Below are 24,321 nucleotides of genomic sequence, written 5' to 3' on the forward strand. Positions count from 1 at the left end.
ATGTTATGGAACTATCACTATATATAAAAGATAAATTAGTATCAGGAAAACGGGTAGCCATCCCCATTATGACCCATCCGGGTATTGAATTGTTAGGGAAACAGGTATCGGATGCCGTAACGAACGGTGAAATTCATTATCACGCTATCCGTGCATTGAACGAATGTTTTCCGCAATCGGCGGCTTGTACCACTATTATGGATCTTACCGTGGAAGCAGAAGCTTTTGGAGCTCGACTTAGTATGTCCCCCAATGAAGTACCCAGTGTTTGCGGACGTTTGCTCACTGGATATGCAGATGTTGAGGCTTTGCAGATTCCTTCGGTCGAATCGGGACGCATGCCTCAGTATTTGCTGGCCGACCGCCTGGCAGCAGAAGGAATAGACAAGCCCGTGCTGGCCGGTTGTATCGGTCCCTATTCTCTGGCAGGTCGTCTATACGATATGACGGAAATTATGATGGCTATCTATACCGAGCCCGATACTGTCCTGCTTTTACTGGAGAAATGCACGGAATTCATTCTCCGTTATTGTCTGGCTATCAAAGAGACCGGAGTGGCCGGTGTTATTATGGCGGAACCGGCTGCCGGACTTCTTTCGAATGAAGATTGTCAACGCTATTCTTCGGTCTATGTGAAACGTATTATCGATGCTGTCCAGGATGATTCGTTTGCAGTTATTCTGCATAATTGCGGTAACACCGGACATTGCACTGCTGCTATGCTGGCTACCGGTGCTAAAGGGTATCATTTCGGAAATAAAGCGGATATGATAACTGCTCTCCGGGAATGCCCTTCGGATGTATGGGTGATGGGTAATCTGGATCCTGTAGGAGTGTTCAGGGTACTGACGCCTGAAGATGTTTTTGCACGGACAGAAGAACTTCTGACCTGTACCGGAGAATACGCTAACTTTATTATATCCACCGGTTGCGATACTCCGCCCGAAGTACCTTTTGACAATATTCAGGCCTTTTATCTGGCTGTAGAGAAGTACAATAAGGGTAGGTGAATGATAATACCAGTATTGGATAATATTGTACTTGTTTTCAAGGGGGAACCCTCGTACTTTTGCATAGTATTCATCGTTAAATAAACGAATTATGATAAAGAGAATAAAGATATTAGCTACAGGTGCACTGCTATTGGCAGGATTGGGTGCTTGTTCACCTTCCGGAAAGAAAACAGGAGCGGATTCGACTGTCGACACTCTGCGAACGGCGGAAACAGTGAATTTACTGAATAATCTACGGAAGGTTCCCACACAGGGGATTATGTTTGGTCATCATGACGATCCGCTTTACGGTGTCGGCTGGGAAGGTGACGAAGATCGCAGTGACGTGAAAAGTGTGTGTGGTGATTATCCGGCTGTCATGTCGTTTGATCTGGGCCACATTGAACTGGAAAGAGAGAAAAGTCTGGATAACGTGCCGTTTCGCAAAATACGTCAGGAGACGATTAATCAATATAAAAGGGGAGGAGTGGTTTCTTTTAGCTGGCATCTCGATAACCCCTTGACCGGTAAAGATGCGTGGGATGTGAGTGATACGACGGTTGTAGCTTCCATACTGCCCGGTGGTGTACATCATGCGAAATTTATAAGTTGGCTCGATGCTGTTGCAGCCTTTATGAATACTTTGGAGACGGAAGAAGGTACAAAAATACCGGTTATTTTCCGTCCTTGGCACGAGCATACCGGCAGTTGGTTCTGGTGGGGACAAAATCTTTGCACGGCCGACCAGTATAAGGCTCTTTGGCGGATGACGCATGATCGTATGCATGCCCGGGGAGTAAAGAACCTGCTTTATGCTTATTCACCGGGATCGGAACCCAAAGATTCGACTGCTTATCTGGAGCGTTATCCGGGAGATGATATCATCGACCTGGTGGGCTTTGACACCTATCAGTTCGACCGGACACAATATATGGAGCAATTGGATAAGTCGCTTGCTATCCTGACTGAAGTAGGTAAGGCGCACGATAAGCCTATAGCCATTACCGAAACCGGTTTCGAGGCTATTCCCGATTCTGTCTGGTGGACACAGACTCTCTATCCGGTAATCAGCAAGTATCCTATCAGTTATGTGTTGGTGTGGCGCAATGCACGTGAAAGGGTAAACCACTATTATGCTCCTTATCCCGGACAGGTGTCCGCCGATGACTTTGTGAAGTTCTACCGTGAACCGAAAACTCTGTTTGTGTCGGACGTGAAGAACCTTTATAAATAGAAAATCAAATAAATAACGATAAAAACACTGTCCATTATGAGTCTGTTTAATGATAAAGTTGCTAAATTGCTTGCCGGGCATGAAGCACTGCTGATGCGTAAGAATGAACCGGTAGAAGAGGGAAACGGAGTGATTACGCGTTACCGTTACCCTGTACTGACTGCAGCGCATACTCCTGTCTTCTGGCGATACGACCTGAACGAGGAGACGAATCCTTTTTTGATGGAACGTATCGGTATGAATGCGACGTTGAATGCCGGAGCCATTAAGTGGGATGGGAAGTACCTGATGTTGGTGAGAGTGGAGGGAGCAGACCGCAAATCTTTTTTTGCTGTTGCCGAAAGCCCGAACGGTATTGATAATTTCCGCTTCTGGGAGTATCCGGTGACCTTACCCGAAGATGTGGTTCCTGCAACCAATGTATACGATATGCGTCTCACTGCCCATGAAGATGGGTGGATATATGGCATCTTTTGTGCCGAACGGCACGATGACAATGCTCCCATAGGTGATTTATCGTCAGCTACAGCCACTGCCGGCATTGCCCGTACCAAAGACCTGAAAAATTGGGAACGTCTGCCGGATCTGAAAACAAAGAGTCAGCAACGTAATGTGGTGCTGCATCCCGAGTTTGTGGATGGAAAGTATGCACTTTATACCCGTCCGCAAGACGGATTTATCGATACCGGTAGCGGAGGTGGTATCGGATGGGCATTGATTGACGATATAACCCACGCCGAGGTTGGAGAAGAGAAGATCATCGACAAACGATATTATCATACCATCAAGGAGGTGAAGAACGGTGAAGGGCCGCATCCTATCAAGACTCCTCAGGGATGGCTTCATCTGGCACACGGAGTACGCAATTGTGCTGCCGGGCTCAGGTATGTATTGTATATGTATATGACATCGTTGGATGATCCCACCCGGCTGATAGCTTCTCCGGCGGGGTACTTTATGGCTCCGGTAGGAGAAGAGCGCATTGGGGATGTGTCGAATGTGCTTTTTTCGAATGGTTGGATAGCCGACGATGACGGAAAAGTATTTATCTACTATGCTTCGTCGGACACCCGTATGCATGTAGCTACCTCAACTATCGAACGGTTGGTGGATTACTGCCTGCACACTCCTCAGGACGGCTTTTCTTCCTCAGCTTCGGTAGAGATACTGAAAAACCTGATTGAACGAAATCTGAGATTGATGAAATAAGAAAACCAAGAATAGAATGACTGCCATGATTACACTGAAAGAGAAGATCGGTTACGGACTGGGCGATATGGCTTCGTCCATGTTCTGGAAACTGTTCGGGTCCTATCTGATGATTTTTTATACCGATGTATTCGGCTTGCCTGCTGCCGTGGTAGGAACCATGTTTCTGATTACCCGGGTATGGGATTCGGCTTTCGATCCGATCGTGGGAGTGATTGCCGATCGCACACAGACCCGCTGGGGGAAATTTCGTCCTTATCTACTGTATCTTGCCGTTCCTTTTGCACTGATTGGTATTTTTACTTTCACCACTCCGGAGTTGAATGATACCGGAAAACTGGTCTATGCCTACATCACCTATTCTTTGATGATGATGGTATATTCGGCTATCAATGTGCCTTATGCTTCACTGCTGGGAGTGATGAGTCCTGACCCGAAAGAACGGAATACCCTGTCCACTTACCGTATGACTTTTGCCTATATCGGCAGTTTTATTGCTTTGCTGCTCTTCATGCCGATGGTCAACCTGTTTGGTGGTGCAGAAGACGAGCAACGGGGATGGATGTTGAGTGTGGTGGTGATTGCTGTGATGTGTGCGGCTCTGTTTTATCTTTGTTTCGCCTTGACACGTGAACGGGTAAAACCGATCAGGGAAGTACAAAACTCCCTGAAAGACGATTTGAAAGATTTGCTTCACAACCGTCCGTGGTGGATTCTGCTCGGAGCCGGAGTGGCAGCTTTGGTATTCAATTCTATTCGTGACGGAGCTACGGTTTATTACTTCAAGTACTTTGTTGTGGAAGAGGATTACTCCACGGTTTCCTTCTTTGGCGTTTCTTTTGTGCTGAGCGGCCTTTATCTGGCAGTGGGACAGGCTGCCAATATTGTGGGAGTGATTCTTGCAGCTCCGGTCAGTAACCGTATTGGCAAAAAAAACACATACATGGGAGCCATGAGTCTGGCTACTCTCCTTTCCGTTATCTTTTATTGGTTTGGGAAAGGAGACATCACCCTGATTTTTGTTTTTCAGGTGCTGATCAGTATCTGTGCCGGAAGTATTTTCCCTTTGCTCTGGTCCATGTACGCCGACTGTGCTGACTATTCGGAACTGAAGACCGGCAACCGGGCTACAGGTCTGATCTTTTCGTCTTCGTCCATGAGCCAGAAGTTCGGTTGGGCTATCGGAAGTGCACTGACCGGTTGGTTGTTGGCTTACTTCGGCTTTCGTGCCAACGAAGTGCAGAGTGTAGAGGCTATTCATGGGATTAAGATGTTTCTCAGCTGGTTGCCCGCTGTCGGAACAGTTCTGTCCGTCGTTTTCATCAGTATGTATCCGCTATCGGAGAAGAAGATGAGAGAGGTGACTTCAGAGTTGGAGAAGAGAAGAAAGGCTATTCAATCATAATTCAGACATCATATGGACGAGATTCTTAAACAAGAAATGCAGAAAGAGCTTACTACCCGTATTCTTCCTTACTGGATGGAACGGATGGTAGATCAGGAGAACGGTGGATTTTACGGACGCATCACCGGACAGGAGGAATTAATGCCCCGGGCCGATAAAGGGGCTATTCTGAATGCGCGTATTTTATGGACTTATTCTGCTGCCTATCGTCTGCTGGGTAGAGAGGAGTACAAAGAGATGGCAAACCGTGCCAAACGATACCTTATCGACCACTTTTATGATTCCGAGTTCGGAGGGGTCTACTGGTCACTCAATTATAGAGGTGAGCCGCTGGATACCAAGAAACAGATTTATGCCATCGGCTTTGCCATTTACGGACTGAGCGAGTTCCATCGGGCTACCGGAGATCCGGAAGCATTGATGTATGCCGTCCGTTTATTCAATGATATAGAGTCCCACAGCTTTGATGGGCTGAAGAACGGTTATTGTGAAGCGCTTACCCGTGAATGGAACGAAATAGCCGATATGCGCCTCAGCGAGAAAGATGCGAATGAACGCAAGACTATGAATACCCATCTGCATATCCTCGAACCTTACACCAACCTGTACCGGGTCTGGAAAGATGCACGGCTGGAACGTCAGCTCTACAACCTGATAGGACTTTTTACAGAGAAGATACTGGATAAGGACACATCCCATTTACAACTCTTTTTCGATAACGACTGGCAAAGCAAATACCCGGTCGTCTCTTATGGACATGATATCGAAGCCTCATGGTTGTTGCATGAAGCCGCCCGGGTATTGGGAGACGCCGGACTCATTGCGGAGATAGAACCTGTTGTAAAGAAGATAGCTGCGGCTGCATCCGAAGGACTTACTTCCGACGGAGGAATGATATATGAAAAGAATCTCACTACCGGACACATCGACGGCGACTACCATTGGTGGGTACAAGCCGAAACCGTAGTCGGATACTATAACCTGTTCCGATATTTCGGTGATCGAGGGGCTTTGCAACATTCCATCGACTGCTGGGAGTTTATTAAACGACATTTGACTGACGATGTGCATGGCGAATGGTTCTGGAGCCTTCGTGCCGACGGTAGCCTGAACCGGGATGATGATAAGGCCGGCTTCTGGAAATGTCCTTATCATAACGGACGTATGTGCATCGAGCTGTTGGGCGAATAACTGTATTGTTTCCTGTTTCGTTAGATTGTTTTCCAAACTTTTTGTACTTTTGGGCACAATTTACCGAATATGAAAAACAAGCACGTCAAAAGAATAAACCTGCTTTTGTCCATCTTATTGGGAGCAGGTGTCTTCATTTTCTTCGGAGTATACTACTCCTACCATCTGCATTATCAGGAACAGTTCCAGATGTTTCTCTTTACATCCGACTATTTTGTCGAACAAGTATCCCATCCCGGGGGAATGGCGGACTATCTGGGAGGCTTTCTCACCCAATTCTATTATTATTCGTGGGCGGGAGCCGCTATCTTGACCGGTGCAATAGGAGGTATTCACAGGTTGATGGTTTGGATTGCAAACCGCCTGGGCGGACACCCGGCATGGTATCCGCTTACTCTGCTACCTTCTTTATGTTTCTTTATTCTGTTCTGCGACGAAAATTTTCTTCTTTCCGGAGCCATCTCTGTGGGAATGGTGCTGGGAGCACTCATCGGATATACATTTATTGAGAATAGGCGGATACGCCTGATTTATTGGGGAGTCGGCATTCCGCTGCTTTATCTGCTGGCGGGAGGATGTGCATGGCTTTTCATTCCATTGATATGGATAACTGAGTTTTGCCGGTTTGCCGGTAGGCGTCTGCCTTGGTGGATTCTGGTGGGAGGTACATTGGGAATTGCCGGAGTGACCTATTGGATATCCTTGGCTGTATTTCCATATCCGGCCGACCGCCTGTTGTGGGCGATCGGAAGTTATCGTTTTCCATTAGTCTTTCCACAAATGCAGGTGATAGCCTGGCTGGCTGTGATTCTGGTACCGTTATTGGTAGCTCGTTTGCCCGAGAAGATGACTTGGAGATACTACTCGGGAGCATGGGTTCTGCAATTTATCCTGATGTTGTTTGTTTTGAATCTGTATGGCAAATACGGTATCGGGTTGAATAAAGAGGAAGTGATGGGGTATGATTATCATGTGCGCATGCAAGAATGGGATGAAGTGATTGCGATGGCGGAAAAGAAAGCACCCGATACACCGATGTCGGTTTCTTGTCTCAATTTGGCTTTAGCAATGAAAGGGCAGCTGCCGGAACGTATGTTTAGTTTTTACCAGCGGGGGAAGGAAGGACTACTGATGTCATTTGTCAACGACTTCACCATTCCTTTGGTAGCCGGTGAACCTTATTATTACCTGGGATTGGTCAATGTGGCGCAGCAGTTTGTCTTCGAGGCTATGGAGGCCGTTCCGGATTACCGGAAGAGTGTGCGTTGTTTTAAAAGGCTTGCTGAGACCAATTTGATTAATGGCAGGTACGAAGTGGCCCGGAAGTATCTGCGTATCTTGCAGCATACCCTCTTTTATAAAGATTGGGCTACTGAAACTCTGGCTTGCCTGAATGATGAAGACCGGGTCAATGCACATCCGGAATACGGGAGATTGAGGAGGCTTACTCCGCGAACCGATTTCTTCTTTAACCCTGACCTGCCGGAGATGACATTGGAGTTCCTGCTTCATGCAAATCCCCGCAACCGGATGGCGTATGAGTATTTGATGGCTTGTACACTCTTGAAGAAGGATGTGGGACGTTTTGTGCATTATTATCCTTTGGGAGCCGATCTGGGATATTCTTCCGTTCCCAAGGGCTATCAGGAAGCGTTGTTGTTCTATTGGCTTATGAGCAAACACACTGCAACAGATACAATTCCCTGGAAGATAAACCCGCAGACAGAGAATAGATTGAGAGAATACGCACAGATTTTCACATCTGCCCGTTCGGCAGATGCATTGTCTGCCCGATTCGGAGATACATATTGGTTTTATGCAGACTTTAGATAAGATGGAAAAGATAAAATACTGTTTTAGCATGATAGGGCTGCTCTTCTTGTTTGCAGCTTGTCAAGAGAAGGTGACATCCCCTGCCAAGGTGGATACATTGCCATCGATATTCCCCGATTATGTCGGGGTTACCATTCCCTCTACCATTGCCCCGCTTAACTTCCGGGTGACGGACGATGGGGTAGAGGCGGTTGATGTCGTGATTGCCGGTACGAAAGGAAAGCCTGTACGGCTGAATGGAAGATCCGTAGACATTCCCGCCAAGCAATGGCACGAACTTCTTGAAAGTAATAAGGGAGACAGCATCGAGGTGAAAGTCTCTGTCCGCCAGGGGAAGAAGTGGAAAGAGTATCGTCCGTTTCCGATATATGTCAGTCCTTTCCCGATCGATTACGGGTTGGTATACCGTTTGCTCGCACCCGGATATGAAGTGTACAGCAAGATGGGGATCTACGAACGTGAACTTTCAACATTCCGCCAGACTCCTTTATTTGAGAATACGCAGGTGACGGCCGCCTGCATCAATTGCCATGCTTTCAACCGGACGGAGCCCACACCGTCGAGCGTACATGTAAGAGGCGGGCATGGAGCCACTGTAATCGACACAGGAGATCGGTTGGAATTTCTCGATACCAAAGCCGACGGGCAATTGTCGGCCTGTGTCTATCCGTACTGGCATCCTTCGGGCGAATACATCGCTTATTCGGTGAACAAAACCAATCAGGCCTTTCATCTGGGAGGAAAGAAGCCGATAGAGGTATTCGACCAGGCTTCGGATGTGGTGGTTTATCATCCCCGGTCCCATCGGATACTGACTACTCCTTTGCTGAGTACGGCTTCGTTTGAAACTTTTCCGGCATTCTCGCCCGACGGACGAACGCTTTATTTCTGTTCGGCCGAGCAGAAAGAGATGCCTGTCCGATACAAAGACGTGAAATACAGCTTGTGCAGCATTGCTTTCCATCCCGAAGACGGAACGTTCGGTGACCGGATCGATACGTTGATCTCAGCCCGCACGCTGGACAAAAGTATCTCTTTCCCCAAACCTTCGTTCGACGGAAAATACCTGATGTTCACGCTTTCCGATTATGGGAACTTCTCCATCTGGCACAAAGAGGCCGATCTCTGGCTGCTGGACTTGAAGACCGGAACCTATCGCAACTTGGAGGAAGTGAACAGTGACGACACGGAAAGCTATCACAACTGGAGCAGCAATTCACATTGGTTTGTGTTCAGCAGCCGGAGAGGTGACGGGTTGTACACCCGCCTTTATATCTCCTCGGTGGACGGACAGGGGCGTATAGGGAAACCTTTCCTGCTGCCTCAGCAAGATCCGTATACGTTCTACGATCAGTTGATCTATTCGTATAATGTTCCCGAGTTTGTGTCTGCTCCGGTGCAATGGGACAAGCGGGAGATGGCCAAAGGGCTGATGTCGAAGGAGCGAGTTAAAGTGAAATAAAAGATGAGTAAGAATATGGAATACAGAAAACATAGAATAGAGTATTTAAGGACTACTGTTGAATATTCCCTTTTTGGGGGTGAGGGAGGAACGAGAGAGGCGCATTTGATGTTTCATGTCGATCCGGAAGCGGGGAGTTATGAAGAGCAGCTGACGGCTATTCGTAAAGCATACCATAGGATACTGAGCAGGAAGGTGAAAATCAGGGGAATGGTACCCGTGTTTTGCCGTTACTTCCTGAGTGATGCCGCCAATCAGTGGGAGGCTTTGCAGGTTGTCTTGCAGAAAGAGCCGTCGTGCGCTGTCTCTGTCGTGCAACAGCCCCCGTTGGATGGAAGTAAGATTGCTTTGTGGGTCTATCTGACCTCCGAACCGAATGCCGCTTACAAGCATTACTGGACAGCCGGTGCGGGTGTGTCTTGCGGCAAATCGGAGCGGCAGATGAAAACCTTGTTGAAATCTTATGAAGCCGATCTGGTAGGAAAAGGCTGTACGCTGGCTTCCGATTGCATCCGTACCTGGATCTTTGTGCAGAACGTGGATGTGAATTATGCCGGCATTGTCAAGGCACGCCGTGAAAACTTTCTGGGGCAGGGACTGACCGAATCGACCCATTATATAGCCAGTACCGGCATAGAGGGACGGCATGCCGATCCGAAGATACATGTGCTGTTTGATGCCTATGCGGTAAAAGGATTGCAGCCGGGACAGGTGACTTACCTGCATGCGCTGTCTCATCTCAGCCCGACAGCCTTGTATGGAGTGACTTTCGAACGGGGAACTTCCGTGGAGTATGGCGACCGTCGTCATCTCTTTATCAGCGGTACGGCGAGTATCGATCATCGCGGTGAAGTGGTTCATGTAGGTGATGTCCGGGAACAGACCCGGCGGATGTGGGAAAATGTAGAGAAGTTGCTCGAAGAGGGCAAAGCCGGTTTTGAGGATGTGGCGCAGACGATTGTTTATCTGCGGGACGCTTCGGATTATCCGGTTGTGCGCGCTTTGTTTGCCAAACGCTTTCCTGATACACCGATACAATTTGTTGTTGCTGCTGTATGCCGGCCTGCCTGGCTGATCGAGATGGAGTGTATAGCGATCGTCGCTAACAGTAACTCCTCTTATGAATCATTCTGATAGATTATATTCGATTGTTCTTTCAAAAAGGTATGAAATGCGCTGTTTGACAAACAGCGCATTTCTTTTTTCAGGTCCGTCTGGGAGAAGAAAAGCCCGACAAAAGGACTTTCTGCTCCGGAAAGCCAAGGTCCGGGGCTCCGAAAGCCGGGATTTGATGAGAATAGGCCGGAGTTTCGGAGAAAAGAAGCAAGCATTTACTCCGAAAGAAGTAAGCGTTTCCCGAAAATGCTTACTTCTTTTCGAAATATCTCCTAATGTTTTTCCGGATTACTCCTATTGTTTCCGATCGGAGGCTCAAAAGTGGACGGAATCTTTCCGGTTACTACTCTGAGATGAACAAAGCGGAAGTGATAAAAAGTTGTGTTTAGAGGGGTATCACTGTCTATCGGTTGCCTGTCCTCTGGAAAGTAGTGCGGTTTTGTTTGTCTTTGGCTTGTTTGGCCTACGAAAGCAATCATGCCGGATTGCCATAGGAGGCGTTTTTCGCAGAGTGCCTTTCCCTCGGGCCGAAAGAAAGCAATCTGAGAGGATTGAAATATCATTTGGACAGAATGTCAAAACCGCTCTGTTAAGCGGCAATGAATAAGACTCTGTGGTGAATTCAATACTCTGTCTCTTGCGGGTTGAAGTTACACCATCCTTGGGTCCACTCCGGATAACCGGTTTCTTCCCTTTCGCTGAATACTACGTTATCCGCTGAGGCCGGTGTGCCCTCCATGTCCGACGGATATCCGCTGATCCGGCAGTTCCGGAAAGTCACCGATGTGTTGTTGCCCATATACAGTGCCGCGCCGAATAGCCCGAGCATGCTTTCATTCTCAGGCCGGAGGCCGCCGCCATTGATAAAGTCGGGATGATTTACGAACGAGGCATCCCCTGAGGCAGGGCCATAGATCGTGACATCTTCAAAGGTGGCGGCTGTGGTAGGTGTCGCAGGAGTGTTCGTGCCATTATTGCTGCATTCGAAGGCATGAGAACCTGTGATGTCCGCTATTCGCGGATGGCGGATGCCCAGCAGATGCCGGCATGTGCCGCTATAGCCGTTGTCTATGTCGAAATCGTCGTCCCAGCAGTGATAGGCCACCAGATATTCCGCATGAACCGTTCCGCCGAACCATTCGAAGGCATCGTCGTTGGCATACGATACTTGCAGGTGGTCTATTTGCGTGCCGTTTCCTACCGAACCGAAGGTGATGCCGTTGATCTCCTGGTTTTTCTTGAACGGATATCCCGCAAACTCTACACGGACGTAGCTCAGGACGCCCGAATTATCCGCGTTGTTCGGACCTCCGTGCATGGTACGCGGGCCTCCCTCTATCTGCATGATGTCTTCATTGTTCCGGGCATAACCACATAAAATCAATCCTCCCCAGTCACCCGGTTTCCGTTTCCCGGCGGGCATTTCGGAGGTGAATACGATGGGAGCATCTACCGTTCCCCTGGCAATCAGTTTCCCGCCCGGTTCTACAATCAGGGCGGCGCGGGTTTCCTTGTCTCCTTTGATAACGGTGCCCGCTTCAATGGTCAGCGTCGAACCGTAAGTGACGTAACACCATCCCTTCATCAGGTAAGTGCCCCGTTTCAGGTATTGATGATCTTTTATCTCGAAGGTCTGTTCTCCGTTTCCGATGATATTCTCACCATAAATAATGTTATTGCCCTGTCCGTTGTTCTCGTCGTCCGTACAGCTGCTGCCGGTCAGGCACACCAGTGCTGTCAATGCGATAATCTTTAGTCTGTATCTGTCCATAGTTTGAAAAACAGGTAAAGCACCGGGCCAGCAGGACTGTCCGGTGCTTCATTCTGTGAGTGTATACGTGATTTATAACTTGGTCCAACCTTTGGTCCATTCATTGTCTGCTTTCACTGCACCTTTATAAGCCGCTTTTTCAAAGAAGCTGTCTGCTGACAGGTCGGCTCCTCCGTCCTGTGTTCCGATAAAGATATTGCTGAAGCTCAAAGTCTGGTTGATGGCATTGTGATTGCCTTCGGCTGTGAACAGGGCAGAAGAGTAACCGCCGTCACCGCTTGCCTTGATATCTCCCGCGATAGCGATGTAGTTCAGTACCGAAGGACCGTCGATCAGGAATTTCTCGGTCTGTTCTGTTTCGGTAGTCAGGTTATTGGCCTTGCCTGTAACAAGTGCATTGTAGATCTTGGCCTGAGTTCCGGCACGCAGGCGGATGCCTCTTTTGCCTTCGTCGTTGTTGGCGCCTATCAGTGTCAGGTTGGCCAGTGTCGGGCATGAGATCGGAGCGGCATCCATATTCTTGTCATAGTTGTCGGCCTCGATCAGGCAGTCGCATGTATATCCCAAAGTGGCGGGATCTTCCTGGTAGGCGACAAAGAATTGCCCTTTTCCGCTCCATCCCTCTGTCCAGTCGAATGAATCGTCGCTGTTGCTCACCGATACCAGATATTTGGCATTGACCGTACCTCCGAACCATTCGAAGCCGTCGTCGGTACCTTTGTATGCTTCGAGGTATTCGAGGGTCGTACCGTTTCCTACACCATAGAAGGTGAAGCCGTTACACTCCTTTTCCGTAGTGAACTTGTATCCGGCGTATTCCAGGCGAATGTACTTCAGGATACCCGAGTTGTCCGCCGGATCGGAACCACCATAAGCGGCATCTCCGACTTCCGATTTACCGGTCGATCCGATGTTGATCGGGGCTTTGCCGCAAATGTGGATGCCGCCCCATGCTCCCGGTTCTTTGGTATCGGCAGTCATGACAATCGGTGCGGAGGCAGTACCTACTGCTTCGATCTTGGCTCCCTGCTCCACGAGGATGTAGTCGATGGTGGCATCATCGCTTTTGGCGCTGATTGTCACACCTTCGCCGATCTTCAGGGTGGAACCGGCTTTGACGATATATTCTCCGTCGAGGGAGAAGTTGTAGCCTTTGGTCAGGATGACGGTTTTCGACCCGTCTACGCTTCCTTTCAGTGTTCCGTTGTTGGCGATCACCTCTTCGCTGTCGCCGTTTCCGCCGCCTTCGCCGCTGTTGTCGTCACTACAAGCTGCAAGTGAACACATTCCCATCAGGGCTGCTACGGCCCAAGAGTTGAGTTTTAGATAATTCGTTTTCATATTCATACTGTTTTAGGTTTATACTATCTGTTTGATTATTCATATAAATATTCTGTGTGACCCTGTGGCGAGCCTTAGAATCTGTACGAGACTCCTATTTCTGCACTGGTTCCCGGACGGAATGATTCTACTTCCACCTTTTGTCCCGTTGCCGGCAGCTCCTGCTTGAAGCGGATGGTACTGTTCAACAAGTCTTTCATCTGCAGGCGCAGGCTCAGGTGTTTGTTGATGGCATAGCTTGCTATGAAGTCCATCGTGTGCAGGGTCTGTTGCTTGATGTTACCTGTTCCGTAGATACCTACTGTCTCGATGCGCGGGCCTTGCACATTGTAAACCAGTGCCAGTGTCAGGTCGCTTTCTCCTCTCAGTTGAGGAGTGTAGCTGAGATCTGCATTGATCAGGAACGGAGAGGCTCCTTGCAGAGCGCGTTCCGAGTCGGTATATACCCCGCCTTCGGGCAATACGACGTTTGTGTACATGTATGAACCATTGGCTCCGATACGGAAGTTCTTGAACAGTTCTTTGCGGAATTCTATTTCCACTCCTGTGGCTATTCCGTCTTCGGCGTTGCGGAAAGAGCGGATCACTGTGCCGCCCGAAGACTCCTGAGTCTGTTCAATCGGCGATTTCAGTTTTTTGAAATAACCCGTGACAGAGAACATATCCCCGTTGTTGCGTTTCGGAAAGAAATCATAGCGCAGGTCGATGTTATAATTATAAGCGTTTTTCAGTTCGTTGTTACCGCGGATATAGGCACTTCCGTAAGATTCCTGGTAGAGGAACGGAGCCATTTCGATAAATGAAGGGCGGGTGACAGTGCGTGATACGGAGAGGCGCAGGCTGTTGGTTTCGTTCAGGCTGTACTTCAGGTTCAGTGCCGGGAAGAAGTCGCCTTTGTCCAGGTTCGTTTTCTTCTCCTGTCCGCCGTCCGTCCAATAGCGTACCCATTGTTTGGCCTGCTCGTAGCGCAGTCCCACGTTGACCAGCAGAGATTCCATCGGGTAGTACTCTATTTCTGCAAACCCTGCCCACACATCCATTCCGGCGTAGTAGTTGTAACGGGGCTGTGCATCGATGTTGGCTTTTATCGTCCCGTTGGCTATGTTTTCCTGATTCAGATATCCGTTGGTATCATAAATGTTGGTGACGTCAGCGTTCAAGGCATTGATATCGTAGTAGAAGTTCACGCTTTCAAAGTCGCGTTTTTTGCTTTTGTAAGTACCTCCCACACGAATCAGGTTCGCATCTCCCCATTTGTACGAGGTGCGCAGATCTCCTACAATCTCTTTCTCTTGCAGTTCTCCGAAGTAGCGGTTGGTAGTCTGGTTGAGTTTAAAGAGGTTCAGCTTATCGCTGCCTTCGTTACGGAAGAAGACCACCTGCCGGCGATCCGGTTCGTCACTGTTGGTCAGTCCGTACGAAGCGCTCCAGTTTACATCCCACTGAGAAGTCAGTTCGTGGTGTCCCAGCAACTGGTTGTTCAGTAGTGAGTAGGCATGGAAAACGCTGTTGCTCGATGTGATGTTGTTCTTTTCGGCATCGATCCCCTCGCGGGACATATAATCGTTGATGGCATTGCGTGCATAGAACACGGTGAAGTTGATGTGGTCCGCCTGCCGGAACGAGTAGCCGATGTTGCCCAATCCGGCTATTTTCAGTGCGCTGGAATAACTGTCATAATTGAACTTGTCGAGGTGTGTGCCCTGAGCGGTCATAGTGGTCACGTAGGCGTCTTTCAAGATTTGGTTTTCGTTGCTGACACCTACCGAGGCAAGCACGCTCAGACGGTTTCCGTTGGGGAGTGTCCAGCTCTTGCCTCCTCCCAGGTTACCACCGAATTCGGGTAGTGAACGGTGCTTGCTGATAGCGAAGTTTGTGCCGAACGGGTCATTGTTGCGGGCGTAATCGCGGAACTCGCTTTTACCCATAGCCAGAATCCGGTCTTTATTCCTGAGGTTTCCCGTACTGAAGAGTCCGCCTTTCCGGTCGCTATAATAGAAATCTTTTCCGACAGTGTTGAAGCGTCCGCCCACGTTGAAGCCGATGGAGAAAAAGTCACTTCCCGTGTTCTCCTTGGTGCTGATGTCGATATGTGCGCCCGAATAGTCGGCAAAGGCTCCGGCGGCATATACTTTACTGACGGTGATGTTCTTTACGGTAGAGGCCGGGAAGAGGTCGAGCGGAATCAACTTGTTGTCCGGGTTGGGCGAGGCGATGGGCAAACCGTTCAGGGTGGTCGTGCTGTACCGGTCACCCAGTCCGCGTACTATCAGTTGTCCGGCGCTTGCAATGGAGATACCGGTTATTTTCTTGACTCCGTCCTGTACGTTCGATATACCTTTCAGGGTCATCTCTTTGGCTCCCATGTTTTCGATGGCAAGCGTTGCTTTCTGTCTCTCTTGCAGTAAAGCCTTTTCGCCTTCCAGGTTTTTCCGGGCCACTACGGTGACGGCGTCCAGCGTTTGCGCGTCTACTTCCAGTTCAAAGTTCAGTGTCGCATTGGCTTTCACTTTCACTTCATTCATCCGGAGTGTTTTATATCCTATATATTTCACTTCAATGGTATAGGTGCCGTTGCTTAGCGTCAGTGTGTAGTTACCGTCTACATCGGCTACGGTTCCGGTCGTGGTTCCGGCAATCTGTACGGTAGCTCCGGTCAGGGGTTCTTTGGTCTGTTTATCAATGATGGTTCCCTGGATGACCCCTGCTGTGATTCCTAAGGAAAATGTTGCGAGAAGAAGAGTGGAGAGAAGTCTCCCGATTTGTTGTTTCATGTCTTTTTATCTACGTTTTTCTGTCGGTGCAAAGTTGCACGATTCAGGTTACGGGGGTGATACATGCCCTATACGATTCGTTAACATCTGTGTTACATTCCTGTGTACCCTTTCCGCAGTGCTGCTCTCAGCGTCTGCTTGCCACAAATATTTAATCCATTCTCTTGGTGTGAATGGATAATTTCCTAAATTTGCGTACTAACAGCAAACAAACATATACTCCTGTAAACTACTTTTATGGATAACGATATTGAACGATTTCGGCAAATGGCGTCCATGGCGCAACTCGGATGGTGGGAAGCTGATTTCACAGCCGGGCATTATGTATGCTCAGAATACCTCTGCGATTTATTGGGACTTGAAGGAAATACCATATCTTTTACGGACTTCAGGAAACGGGTGCGTGAGGATTATCAGGAACAGATAGTCCGGGAGTTCAATGCTTCCATCCATAGGGAGTTTTATGAACAGACTTTCCCCATTCACTCCAAAGAGGGAATCGTGTGGTTGCACACCCGTTTGGGGGAGCGTGAAGAAATACCGGGCAGGGGAGTCGTTTCATTCGGTATCATGCAGCGGGTAGAAGCTCCCAATGATACTTCCGAGCGGGTTCTGGAGCGTGTCAACGACTTGCTGTACAGGCAGAACTCCATTTCCCATTCACTCTTACGCTTTCTCAAAGATGATAGTGTGGACCTCTGTATCATGGAGATATTGAAGGATATCCTCGATCTTTTTCATGGGGGACGCGTGTATATCTTTGAATATGATGAATATTACCGCTATCAGGACTGTACCTACGAGGTGGTGGCCGAAGGAGTGTTGCCGGAGATCGATAGCCTGCAACGTATCCCGACTGACAGTTTACCTTGGTGGAGGCAGCAGACCCTGTCGGGTAAACCGGTGATACTGGATTCATTGGACCAGCTTCCGAAACATGCAAAAGCGGAATATGCGATCCTGAGCCGCCAGAACATCAAGTCACTGATGATCACTCCGCTGATAGCCGGCGAACATGTATGGGGGTATATGGGGATCGATCTGGTGAAGAATTATCGCAACTGGAATAATGAAGACTTCCAATGGTTATCGTCTCTTGCCAATATCATCAGCATCTGTATCGAGCTGCGTAAAGCGAAAGACGAAGCTGTGCGCGAACGTTCTTTTTTGCGTAATCTGTTCCGCTTCATGCCGATGGGGTATATACGTATGACTATGGTCCGGGATGCTGCCGGACTACCTTGTGATTACCGGATAGCCGATGCCAATGATTTGAGTTCGGAACTCATAGGAATGTCTCTTTCCGATTACGTGGGATGCCTTGCCAGCGAGTTGCATGCGGACTTTAAGGCCAAGGTGGATTATCTTCTCGATGTGATGGAGGGCAGTGTGCACAAAGAGACTGATGTCTACTTCCATCGCACCCAGCGCAGTTCCCATTGCATCGTGTATTCTCCGGAAAAGGACGAGGTGGTCGCTCTGTTTCTGGACTCTACCGAGACGATTCGTGCCCATAGGGCTTTAGATCGCAGTGAGAAGCTTTTCAAGAATATCTTTGCCAATATTCCCGCGGGAGTGGAGATTTACGATAAGGATGGCAATTTGCTCGACTTGAACAACTGGGATATGGAAACCTTTGGTGTAAAAGATAAAGCCGATGTAATGGGAGTCAATTTCTTTGAGAATCCGAATGTGCCTCTTGAAATCAGAGAACGGGTACGGAACGAAGACCTGGTCGATTTCAGACTGAACTACTCTTTTAATAAGGCTTCCGATTACTACCATTCCGATAAAAGTAATATAATCGAGCTGTATACAAAGGTCAGTAAACTCTTTGACAGCCAAGGGAACTTCAACGGCTATGTGCTGATCAACATCGATAATACGGAGCGTATCGATGCCATTAACCGTATCCGTGATTTTGAGAACTTCTTCCTTTTGATATCGGACTATGCAAAAGTAGGTTATGCCAAACTGAACCTGCTGAGTAAACGTGGCTATGCCATCAAACAGTGGTTTAAGAATATGGGTGAGACGGAGGATATTCCGCTTTCATCCGTTGTGGGCGTTTATGATAAGATGCATCCTGAAGACCGGCAGAAGGTCTTTGACTTTTACGAGAAGGTATTGGCGGGTGAAGAGAAGGACTTCCGTAGCGAAATGCGTATCCTGAAACCCGGCGCTACCAACGAGTGGAACTGGGTACGGATGAATGTGGTAGTGACCAAGTTTGAACCGGAGCATGGGGAGGTGGAGATTATCGGCATTAATTATGATATTACGGAACTGAAGGAGACGGAAGCCATGCTTATCGAGGCGAAAGAGAAAGCGGAAACCATGGATCGGCTGAAGAGCGCTTTCCTGGCGAATATGAGTCACGAGATACGTACACCACTCAATGCGATTGTCGGTTTCTCGGGCCTTTTGGTCGATACGGAAGACATGGAGGAACGCTGCGAATACATCAAGATCGTACAAGAGAATAATGACTTGCTGCTGCAGCTGATCTCGGACATTCTGGACTTATCGAAGATTGAGGCCGGTACGTTTGAGTTCACCTACGGGGAGACGGATGTGAATATGCTTTGTGAAGATATCGTTCGCAGCTCTCAGATAAAGGTTCCCCAGGGAATTGAATTAGTATTCGATCCGCATCCTTCGGATTGCACTGTGATAAGTGACCGGAACCGGTTGCATCAGGTCATCTCCAATTTCGTGAACAATGCCCTGAAGTTTACCTCCTCGGGCAGCATCCATGTGGGATATGAAAAGAAGGAAGAGGGTGTGGAGTTTTATGTAAGCGACACGGGAATCGGAATCTCTAAAGAGCAACTGACGCATATCTTTGAACGCTTTGTGAAGCTGAACAGCTTTATCCACGGAACCGGGCTCGGACTCTCCATCTGTAAAAGTATTGTGGAGCAGCTGGGCGGCGTCATAGGAGTGGACTCGGAAGAAGGGAAAGGGGCCCGTTTCTGGTTCACCATTCCCTATATTAACAGCGAACAGTCAATCGTTAACGATTGATAGACGGTCCGGCTATAAACAACAAACGGTGAACAACACATACTATACTGTATGCCTGTTCACCGTTTGTTGTTTATAGCTGATCGTTTACCGTTTTTACATTCCCATTCCGAATGAGAACTTGTCAATTCCCTGATAGATGCAACTTGCAATACCCAGAGCTATGATACCCAAAGTACAAAGTACGAGACTCACTTTGGTGTAGTTATCACTGCGGAAAGTGGGGATCGGTTCTTCATTGGGATTGATATACATGGCCTTTACAATCAGTAAGTAGTAGTAAAGCGATACGACTGTATTGATCAGGGCAATGAATACCAATAGATGGAATCCGCTGTTGAATGCAGCCATGAAAATGAAGAACTTTGAGAAGAAACCCGCAAACGGAGGGATACCGGCCAGTGAGAACAGGGCAAGGGTCATGATAAAAGCCAGTTTGGGATTGGTCTTGTACAGTCCGTTATAGTCGTCTATCTCCACTTTGTTGCTACGTTGTTCCACAATTGAGATGACTGCAAATACACCTAAGTTTGCTGCCAGATAAACCAGTACATAATAAACCAGGGCAGTCATTCCCATTTCACTGCCTCCGATGACACCCAGCATGATGTATCCCGCTTGGGAGATAGCGGAGAATGCCATGAAACGTTTCAGGTTCTGTTGGCGGATAGCAAAGAGGTTGGCAATGGTGATGGAAGCAATGGTTACCCAGAACAACACTTCCTGCCATTGTGCCACCATCGGTGCGAACACTTTCATCAGGATGGTCATCAGCACGAAAGCTGCCGATCCTTTGGAAATCACACTTAAATAAGAGGTTACGGCTGTAGGCGCTCCTTCGTATACGTCGGCTGTCCAGAGGTGGAAAGGAACCAATGAGATTTTGAATCCCATTCCGGCAAAGAAGAACACGAATGCCATAATCTGAAGCATATTGCCTGTGATGTGTCCAGGGAGGTCATTGAAATAGAGCGTACCGGACGTACCGTATATCATTGAAAGACCGAATAGCAGCAATGCACTTGAGAACAGTGCGGTCAGGATGTACTTGGCACCTGCTTCTGCGGAGTGATGACGATATTTATCGAATGCCACCAGTGCGGCCATCGGGATACTTGCCATTTCCAATCCGATGAAGAACATCAGGAAATGTCCCGCAGAAATCATAAAGTACATACCCAGCAGGGTAGAGAGTGTCAGTACATAGAACTCTCCCTGCTTGATGCGGGTGTCTTCGCGTTTCAACCATTCATGGGCCATCAGTAGCACGATGATGGTACCTACGTTGAGCACTGCCTTGATGATGGTTTGCATCGGTGTGTACTGATACATTCCGCCGAAAGCCTCTGCCGGAGTTCCGGGAAAGAGGTTGATTACGGTGTGGAGGGTCATCAGGATCACAGCCGGCAAGGTGAGCGACCTGACGTTCACCTTAGGAGTGGCACCTTTTTGGTCCGGACAGGTCAACAGGTCGACAACAAACAGGATGAGGATAACTGCTATCAGTGACAGCTCCTCTTTCATATATAGAAATTGTGAATAATCCATCTTCTTTTAGGGTATTAAGTGTGAAACAACGGGCAATACACTCTCGCCAATCATGTGGCTGACCCAGAAAGGAGCCATACCCAGTCCGGCGACACAAATGATGAGACAGATGACGGCAAAGCGCTCGTCCCAGGTTGCATCCGTCAGTGCCAGATGATGTTTGTTGGTACACGTTCCATATAGAATCTTACCTACCAGTCGGAGGATATAGACTGCCGTGATCACGATGGACGAGCAAGCGATGATGGTCAGTGTACGATGGAATACATCGAAGTTCTGGAATGAACCGACGAAGATAGTCATCTCGGCTACGAAGCCGCTAAGTCCCGGAAGACCCAGGTTGGCAAGTCCGGCAATCACATAGCAGACACTGAGAAACGGCATCACTTTCATCAGTCCGTTCAGCTCGCGTACGTCACGGGTATGGGTACGTCCGTATATCATACCGATGAGGGCGAAGAACAGAGCTGTCATTAATCCGTGGCTGAGCATCTGAAGCACCGCTCCGGTAGCTGCTGTCTGGTTCATCATCAGGATAGCGAAGAGCACAAGGCCGCAGTGGCTTACGGAAGAGTATGCGTTGATGTACTTCAGGTCTGTCTGTACGCAAGCACTGAAAGCACCGTATACAACGGAGATACCTGTCAGGATCAGGAAGATCCAGCCCAGTTCGTTTGCAGCTTCCGGCATCAGGTACATGGCGATGCGGAAACAACCGTAGCCTCCGAGCTTCATCAATACGCCGGCATGCAGCATAGAGACAGCAGTCGGTGCCGAGGCATGACCGTCAGGACTCCAGGTATGGAAGGGAAAGAGTGCTCCCAGCACACCGAATCCCAGGAAAGTGAGCGGAAACCAGATGCATTGCTGCGCAAACGGAATGTTATGCAGTTGAGCTATTTCAAGAATGTTCATGGTTGTTCCGCCGGCACCGAAGAAGATACCCAGAATACCGATCAGCAAGAATGCCGAACCACCCATTAGCATCAGGGTCAGCTTCATGGCTGCATATTCTTTGCGTCCCGAACCCCATACACCGATGAGTAAGTACATCGGTATCAATGCGATTTCGTAGAACATGAACATGGTGAATAAGTCGATGGAGATAAAGAAACCGAATACTCCCATCGACAGGAGGGTGAACCACAGGAAATATTCTTTTGTCAGCGGCTGCAACTTCCAGGAGGCAAAGGTGCCGGTGAACACGATGACAGCGCTAAGCAGCAGCATCGCTACCGATATTCCGTCTACTCCCACCGAGTAGGCTATGTGAAGCGGTGCATACCATACCGTATCGGCACGGAACAACATCTCGGCTGTAGCTCCTGCCTGGCGCTCGCCCAAATAAAGGAACGTCAGCACAACACTCAGGATCAGCAACGCCGTACTTCCCGCTACCATCACTCCGCGGATGGCCTTAATGCTTTTGGCAAGGTATAACCCGCCAAGCATCAGCAGAGGAATGAGTACGAATAAGGATAAAAAGTTCATATCTTTTGTGCTTTATAAGATTAATATTAAGATAAGTATCAGCGCTCCGAGCAGGAATACATAAGCGTATTGCTGTACACGTCCGCTTTGCAATCCCCGTATCTCATCGCTTGTAGCATGGGTACCCCAGGCTATGAAGTTGAAGAATCCGTCTACCACGTGGCGGTCGAACCAGGCGATCGGTGTAGAGATACAACGGAAGATAATCCGGTGTGTGATGAACTGATACACCTCGTCGATGTAGAAACGATGATAGGCTGCACGGTGCAGTCCGGCAAAACGTTTGGCAAGTTTATCTGCCAGAGGTTGCTGCTGACGCAGGTACATGCAAGTGGCCAGGACGATGGACGCCACAGCAATCACTACACTTGTGACGGCTACTGATGTCTCAAGATGGATGGTATACGATTCACCGTTGGAGCTGATGAAATGTCCGAAAGGAATGAAACCGGCCACGCAAGTGACGGCGGCCAGGAAGATTAACGGAACAGTCATGGTCAGGGGAGATTCGTGGGGAGTATGTACGTGGCTTGTATCATCGCTTGTCGACTTTTGCCCCGGTGCTGTGCCACCCCAGAAGATGCCGTAGTAGAGACGGAACATATAAAAGGCGGTCATAGCTGCGATGACGGTCATCACCCAACCCATCGTCGGGCTATACTGGAAGCAAGCTGCCAGAATTTCATCTTTGGAGAAGAAACCCGAGAACGGAGGAATACCTGCAATGGCGAGACAAGCTATCAGGAAGGTGATATGCGTGATCGGCATGTATTTGCGTAATCCTCCCATAGCCGACATCTCGTTGGAGTGAACGGCATGGATAATGCTGCCTGCACCCAGGAAGAGCAAGGCCTTGAACATGGCGTGTGTGAAAAGGTGGAACATGCCGGCCATGTATCCCAACCCTCCGTGATGCGGATCGGAAGAGGTACAAACACCCAGTGCCACGATCATAAATCCGATTTGTGAGATGGTCGAGAAAGCAAGTACACGCTTGATGTCACTCTGTACGCAAGCCACGCTGGCAGCATAAAAAGCGGTGAAAGCACCTACCCAACCAATCAGGTGGAGTACGTCCGGAGCATATTCGATGAAAAGCGGGAACATGCGTGCCACCAGGTAAACGCCGGCTACTACCATGGTGGCGGCATGAATCAGTGCACTGACGGGAGTCGGACCTTCCATGGCGTCCGGTAACCAGATATGCAACGGGAACATGGCACTCTTGCCGGCACCGCCGACAAACATCAGCCCGAGTGCCAGAGGCAACATACCGGCGCCACCGCTCAACATTGAAACTGTGTCGGGAGTAAATCCGAAAGTACCTCCGTAGTATCCGTATATCAGGATACCGATCAGGAAGCCCAGGTCGGCAAAGCGAGTCACGATGAATGCTTTTTTACTGGCGGCAATAGCAGCCGGACGGGTATAGTAGAAACCGATCAGGAGGTAAGAAGATACACCTACCAACTCCCAGAATAAGTACATCTGGAAAATGTTGGTTGCCACTACCAGTCCGAGCATAGACATGGTGAATAAGGATAAGAATGCGTAGTAGCGCTGGAATCCCCGTTCGCCTTTCATATAGCCGAAAGAGTAGATATGTACCATCAGGCTGACTGTAGAAATTACGATCAGCATCATCACCGAGATGGGGTCGAGCAAAATGCCCAGGTTGAACGTTAGTGTTTCCGTGAACGGAAGCCATTCAAAGTTATAAGGAATGAGTGTGGCAAACGTTCCGTCTGCCAGACGGGGTGCCGAGAAGTAATGTACGGCCGTGACGTACGAGAGTACTGTCACTGCTGCCAATACCAGCGTGCCTATGGTGCCCGCTGTTCGGTGGCTCATCCACTTGCCTCCTATCCCTAATGCCAGGAAGGAGAGGAAGGGGAGAAGAAGGATCAGAATTGTATATTCCATAATT

At 48.9% G+C, this 24,321-nt stretch carries 15 protein-coding genes; 9 read left to right on the forward strand and 6 right to left on the reverse strand.

Going from position 1 to position 24,321, the window contains the following annotated elements; all coding sequences use genetic code 11:
• The first annotated feature begins 5 nt into the window (after positions 1-5).
• The 8 genes from BF9343_RS03605 (at position 6) to BF9343_RS03640 (ending at position 10,460) form a co-directional block, all read left to right on the forward strand.
• The gene (locus BF9343_RS03605) at positions 6-1,010 is read left to right on the forward strand and encodes a methylcobamide--CoM methyltransferase (protein WP_010992190.1); all 1,005 of its coding nucleotides are present in this window, start codon (positions 6-8) and stop codon (positions 1,008-1,010) included.
• Between the two features lie 91 nt (positions 1,011-1,101).
• Positions 1,102-2,226: a glycoside hydrolase family 26 protein gene (locus tag BF9343_RS03610; RefSeq protein WP_005785016.1), complete on the forward strand. Its 1,125-nt coding sequence runs from the start codon at positions 1,102-1,104 to the stop codon at positions 2,224-2,226.
• 36 nt (positions 2,227-2,262) lie between these two features.
• Entirely contained in the window at positions 2,263-3,435 is a 1,173-nt protein-coding gene (locus BF9343_RS03615) for a 4-O-beta-D-mannosyl-D-glucose phosphorylase (protein WP_005785018.1), read from the forward strand.
• A gap of 25 nt (positions 3,436-3,460) precedes the next feature.
• On the forward strand, positions 3,461-4,840 hold the full coding sequence (locus BF9343_RS03620; RefSeq protein WP_032496674.1) for an MFS transporter: 1,380 nt from the start codon (positions 3,461-3,463) through the stop codon (positions 4,838-4,840).
• Positions 4,841-4,852: 12 nt separating this feature from the next.
• Positions 4,853-6,031: a cellobiose 2-epimerase gene (locus tag BF9343_RS03625; RefSeq protein ID WP_008658675.1), complete on the forward strand. Its 1,179-nt coding sequence runs from the start codon at positions 4,853-4,855 to the stop codon at positions 6,029-6,031.
• Between the two features lie 69 nt (positions 6,032-6,100).
• Entirely contained in the window at positions 6,101-7,864 is a 1,764-nt protein-coding gene (locus BF9343_RS03630) for a DUF6057 family protein (RefSeq protein ID WP_032569887.1), read from the forward strand.
• Positions 7,865-7,892: 28 nt separating this feature from the next.
• Positions 7,893-9,326, forward strand: a complete 1,434-nt coding sequence (locus tag BF9343_RS03635; protein WP_010992192.1) for a TolB family protein — start codon at positions 7,893-7,895, stop codon at positions 9,324-9,326.
• A gap of 3 nt (positions 9,327-9,329) precedes the next feature.
• The gene (locus tag BF9343_RS03640) at positions 9,330-10,460 is read left to right on the forward strand and encodes a Rid family hydrolase (protein WP_010992193.1); all 1,131 of its coding nucleotides are present in this window, start codon (positions 9,330-9,332) and stop codon (positions 10,458-10,460) included.
• A 604-nt stretch (positions 10,461-11,064) separates the two neighbouring features.
• Here BF9343_RS03640 and BF9343_RS03655 read toward each other — a convergent pair.
• The 3 genes from BF9343_RS03655 to BF9343_RS03665 form a co-directional block, all read right to left on the reverse strand.
• A complete protein-coding gene (locus BF9343_RS03655) occupies positions 11,065-12,213 on the reverse strand; it encodes a hypothetical protein (protein ID WP_008769478.1) in 1,149 nt (382 codons plus the stop codon).
• 72 nt (positions 12,214-12,285) lie between these two features.
• Complete coding sequence (locus BF9343_RS03660) at positions 12,286-13,560, reverse strand: hypothetical protein (protein ID WP_005796088.1); 1,275 nt, start codon at positions 13,558-13,560, stop codon at positions 12,286-12,288.
• Between the two features lie 68 nt (positions 13,561-13,628).
• Positions 13,629-16,328: a TonB-dependent receptor gene (locus BF9343_RS03665; RefSeq protein ID WP_010992196.1), complete on the reverse strand. Its 2,700-nt coding sequence runs from the start codon at positions 16,326-16,328 to the stop codon at positions 13,629-13,631.
• 237 nt (positions 16,329-16,565) lie between these two features.
• Here BF9343_RS03665 and BF9343_RS03670 point away from each other — a divergent pair, with 237 nt between their 5' ends.
• A complete protein-coding gene (locus tag BF9343_RS03670) occupies positions 16,566-19,355 on the forward strand; it encodes a sensor histidine kinase (RefSeq protein ID WP_041926172.1) in 2,790 nt (929 codons plus the stop codon).
• Positions 19,356-19,451: 96 nt separating this feature from the next.
• On the opposite strand, the gene BF9343_RS03675 is transcribed toward BF9343_RS03670, so the two are convergent.
• Genes BF9343_RS03675 through nuoL form a run of 3 tightly spaced genes read right to left on the reverse strand, consistent with a single transcriptional unit; the run spans position 19,452 to position 24,317 of the window.
• Positions 19,452-20,903: an NADH-quinone oxidoreductase subunit N gene (locus BF9343_RS03675; RefSeq protein ID WP_010992198.1), complete on the reverse strand. Its 1,452-nt coding sequence runs from the start codon at positions 20,901-20,903 to the stop codon at positions 19,452-19,454.
• 6 nt (positions 20,904-20,909) lie between these two features.
• Complete coding sequence (locus BF9343_RS03680; RefSeq protein WP_005785038.1) at positions 20,910-22,394, reverse strand: complex I subunit 4 family protein; 1,485 nt, start codon at positions 22,392-22,394, stop codon at positions 20,910-20,912.
• Positions 22,395-22,406: 12 nt separating this feature from the next.
• Complete coding sequence (gene nuoL, locus BF9343_RS03685) at positions 22,407-24,317, reverse strand: NADH-quinone oxidoreductase subunit L (protein WP_009291628.1); 1,911 nt, start codon at positions 24,315-24,317, stop codon at positions 22,407-22,409.
• Between the last annotated feature and the right edge of the window lie 4 nt (positions 24,318-24,321).

The sequence above is a fragment of the Bacteroides fragilis NCTC 9343 genome (assembly GCF_000025985.1).
Lineage (GTDB): Bacteria > Bacteroidota > Bacteroidia > Bacteroidales > Bacteroidaceae > Bacteroides > Bacteroides fragilis.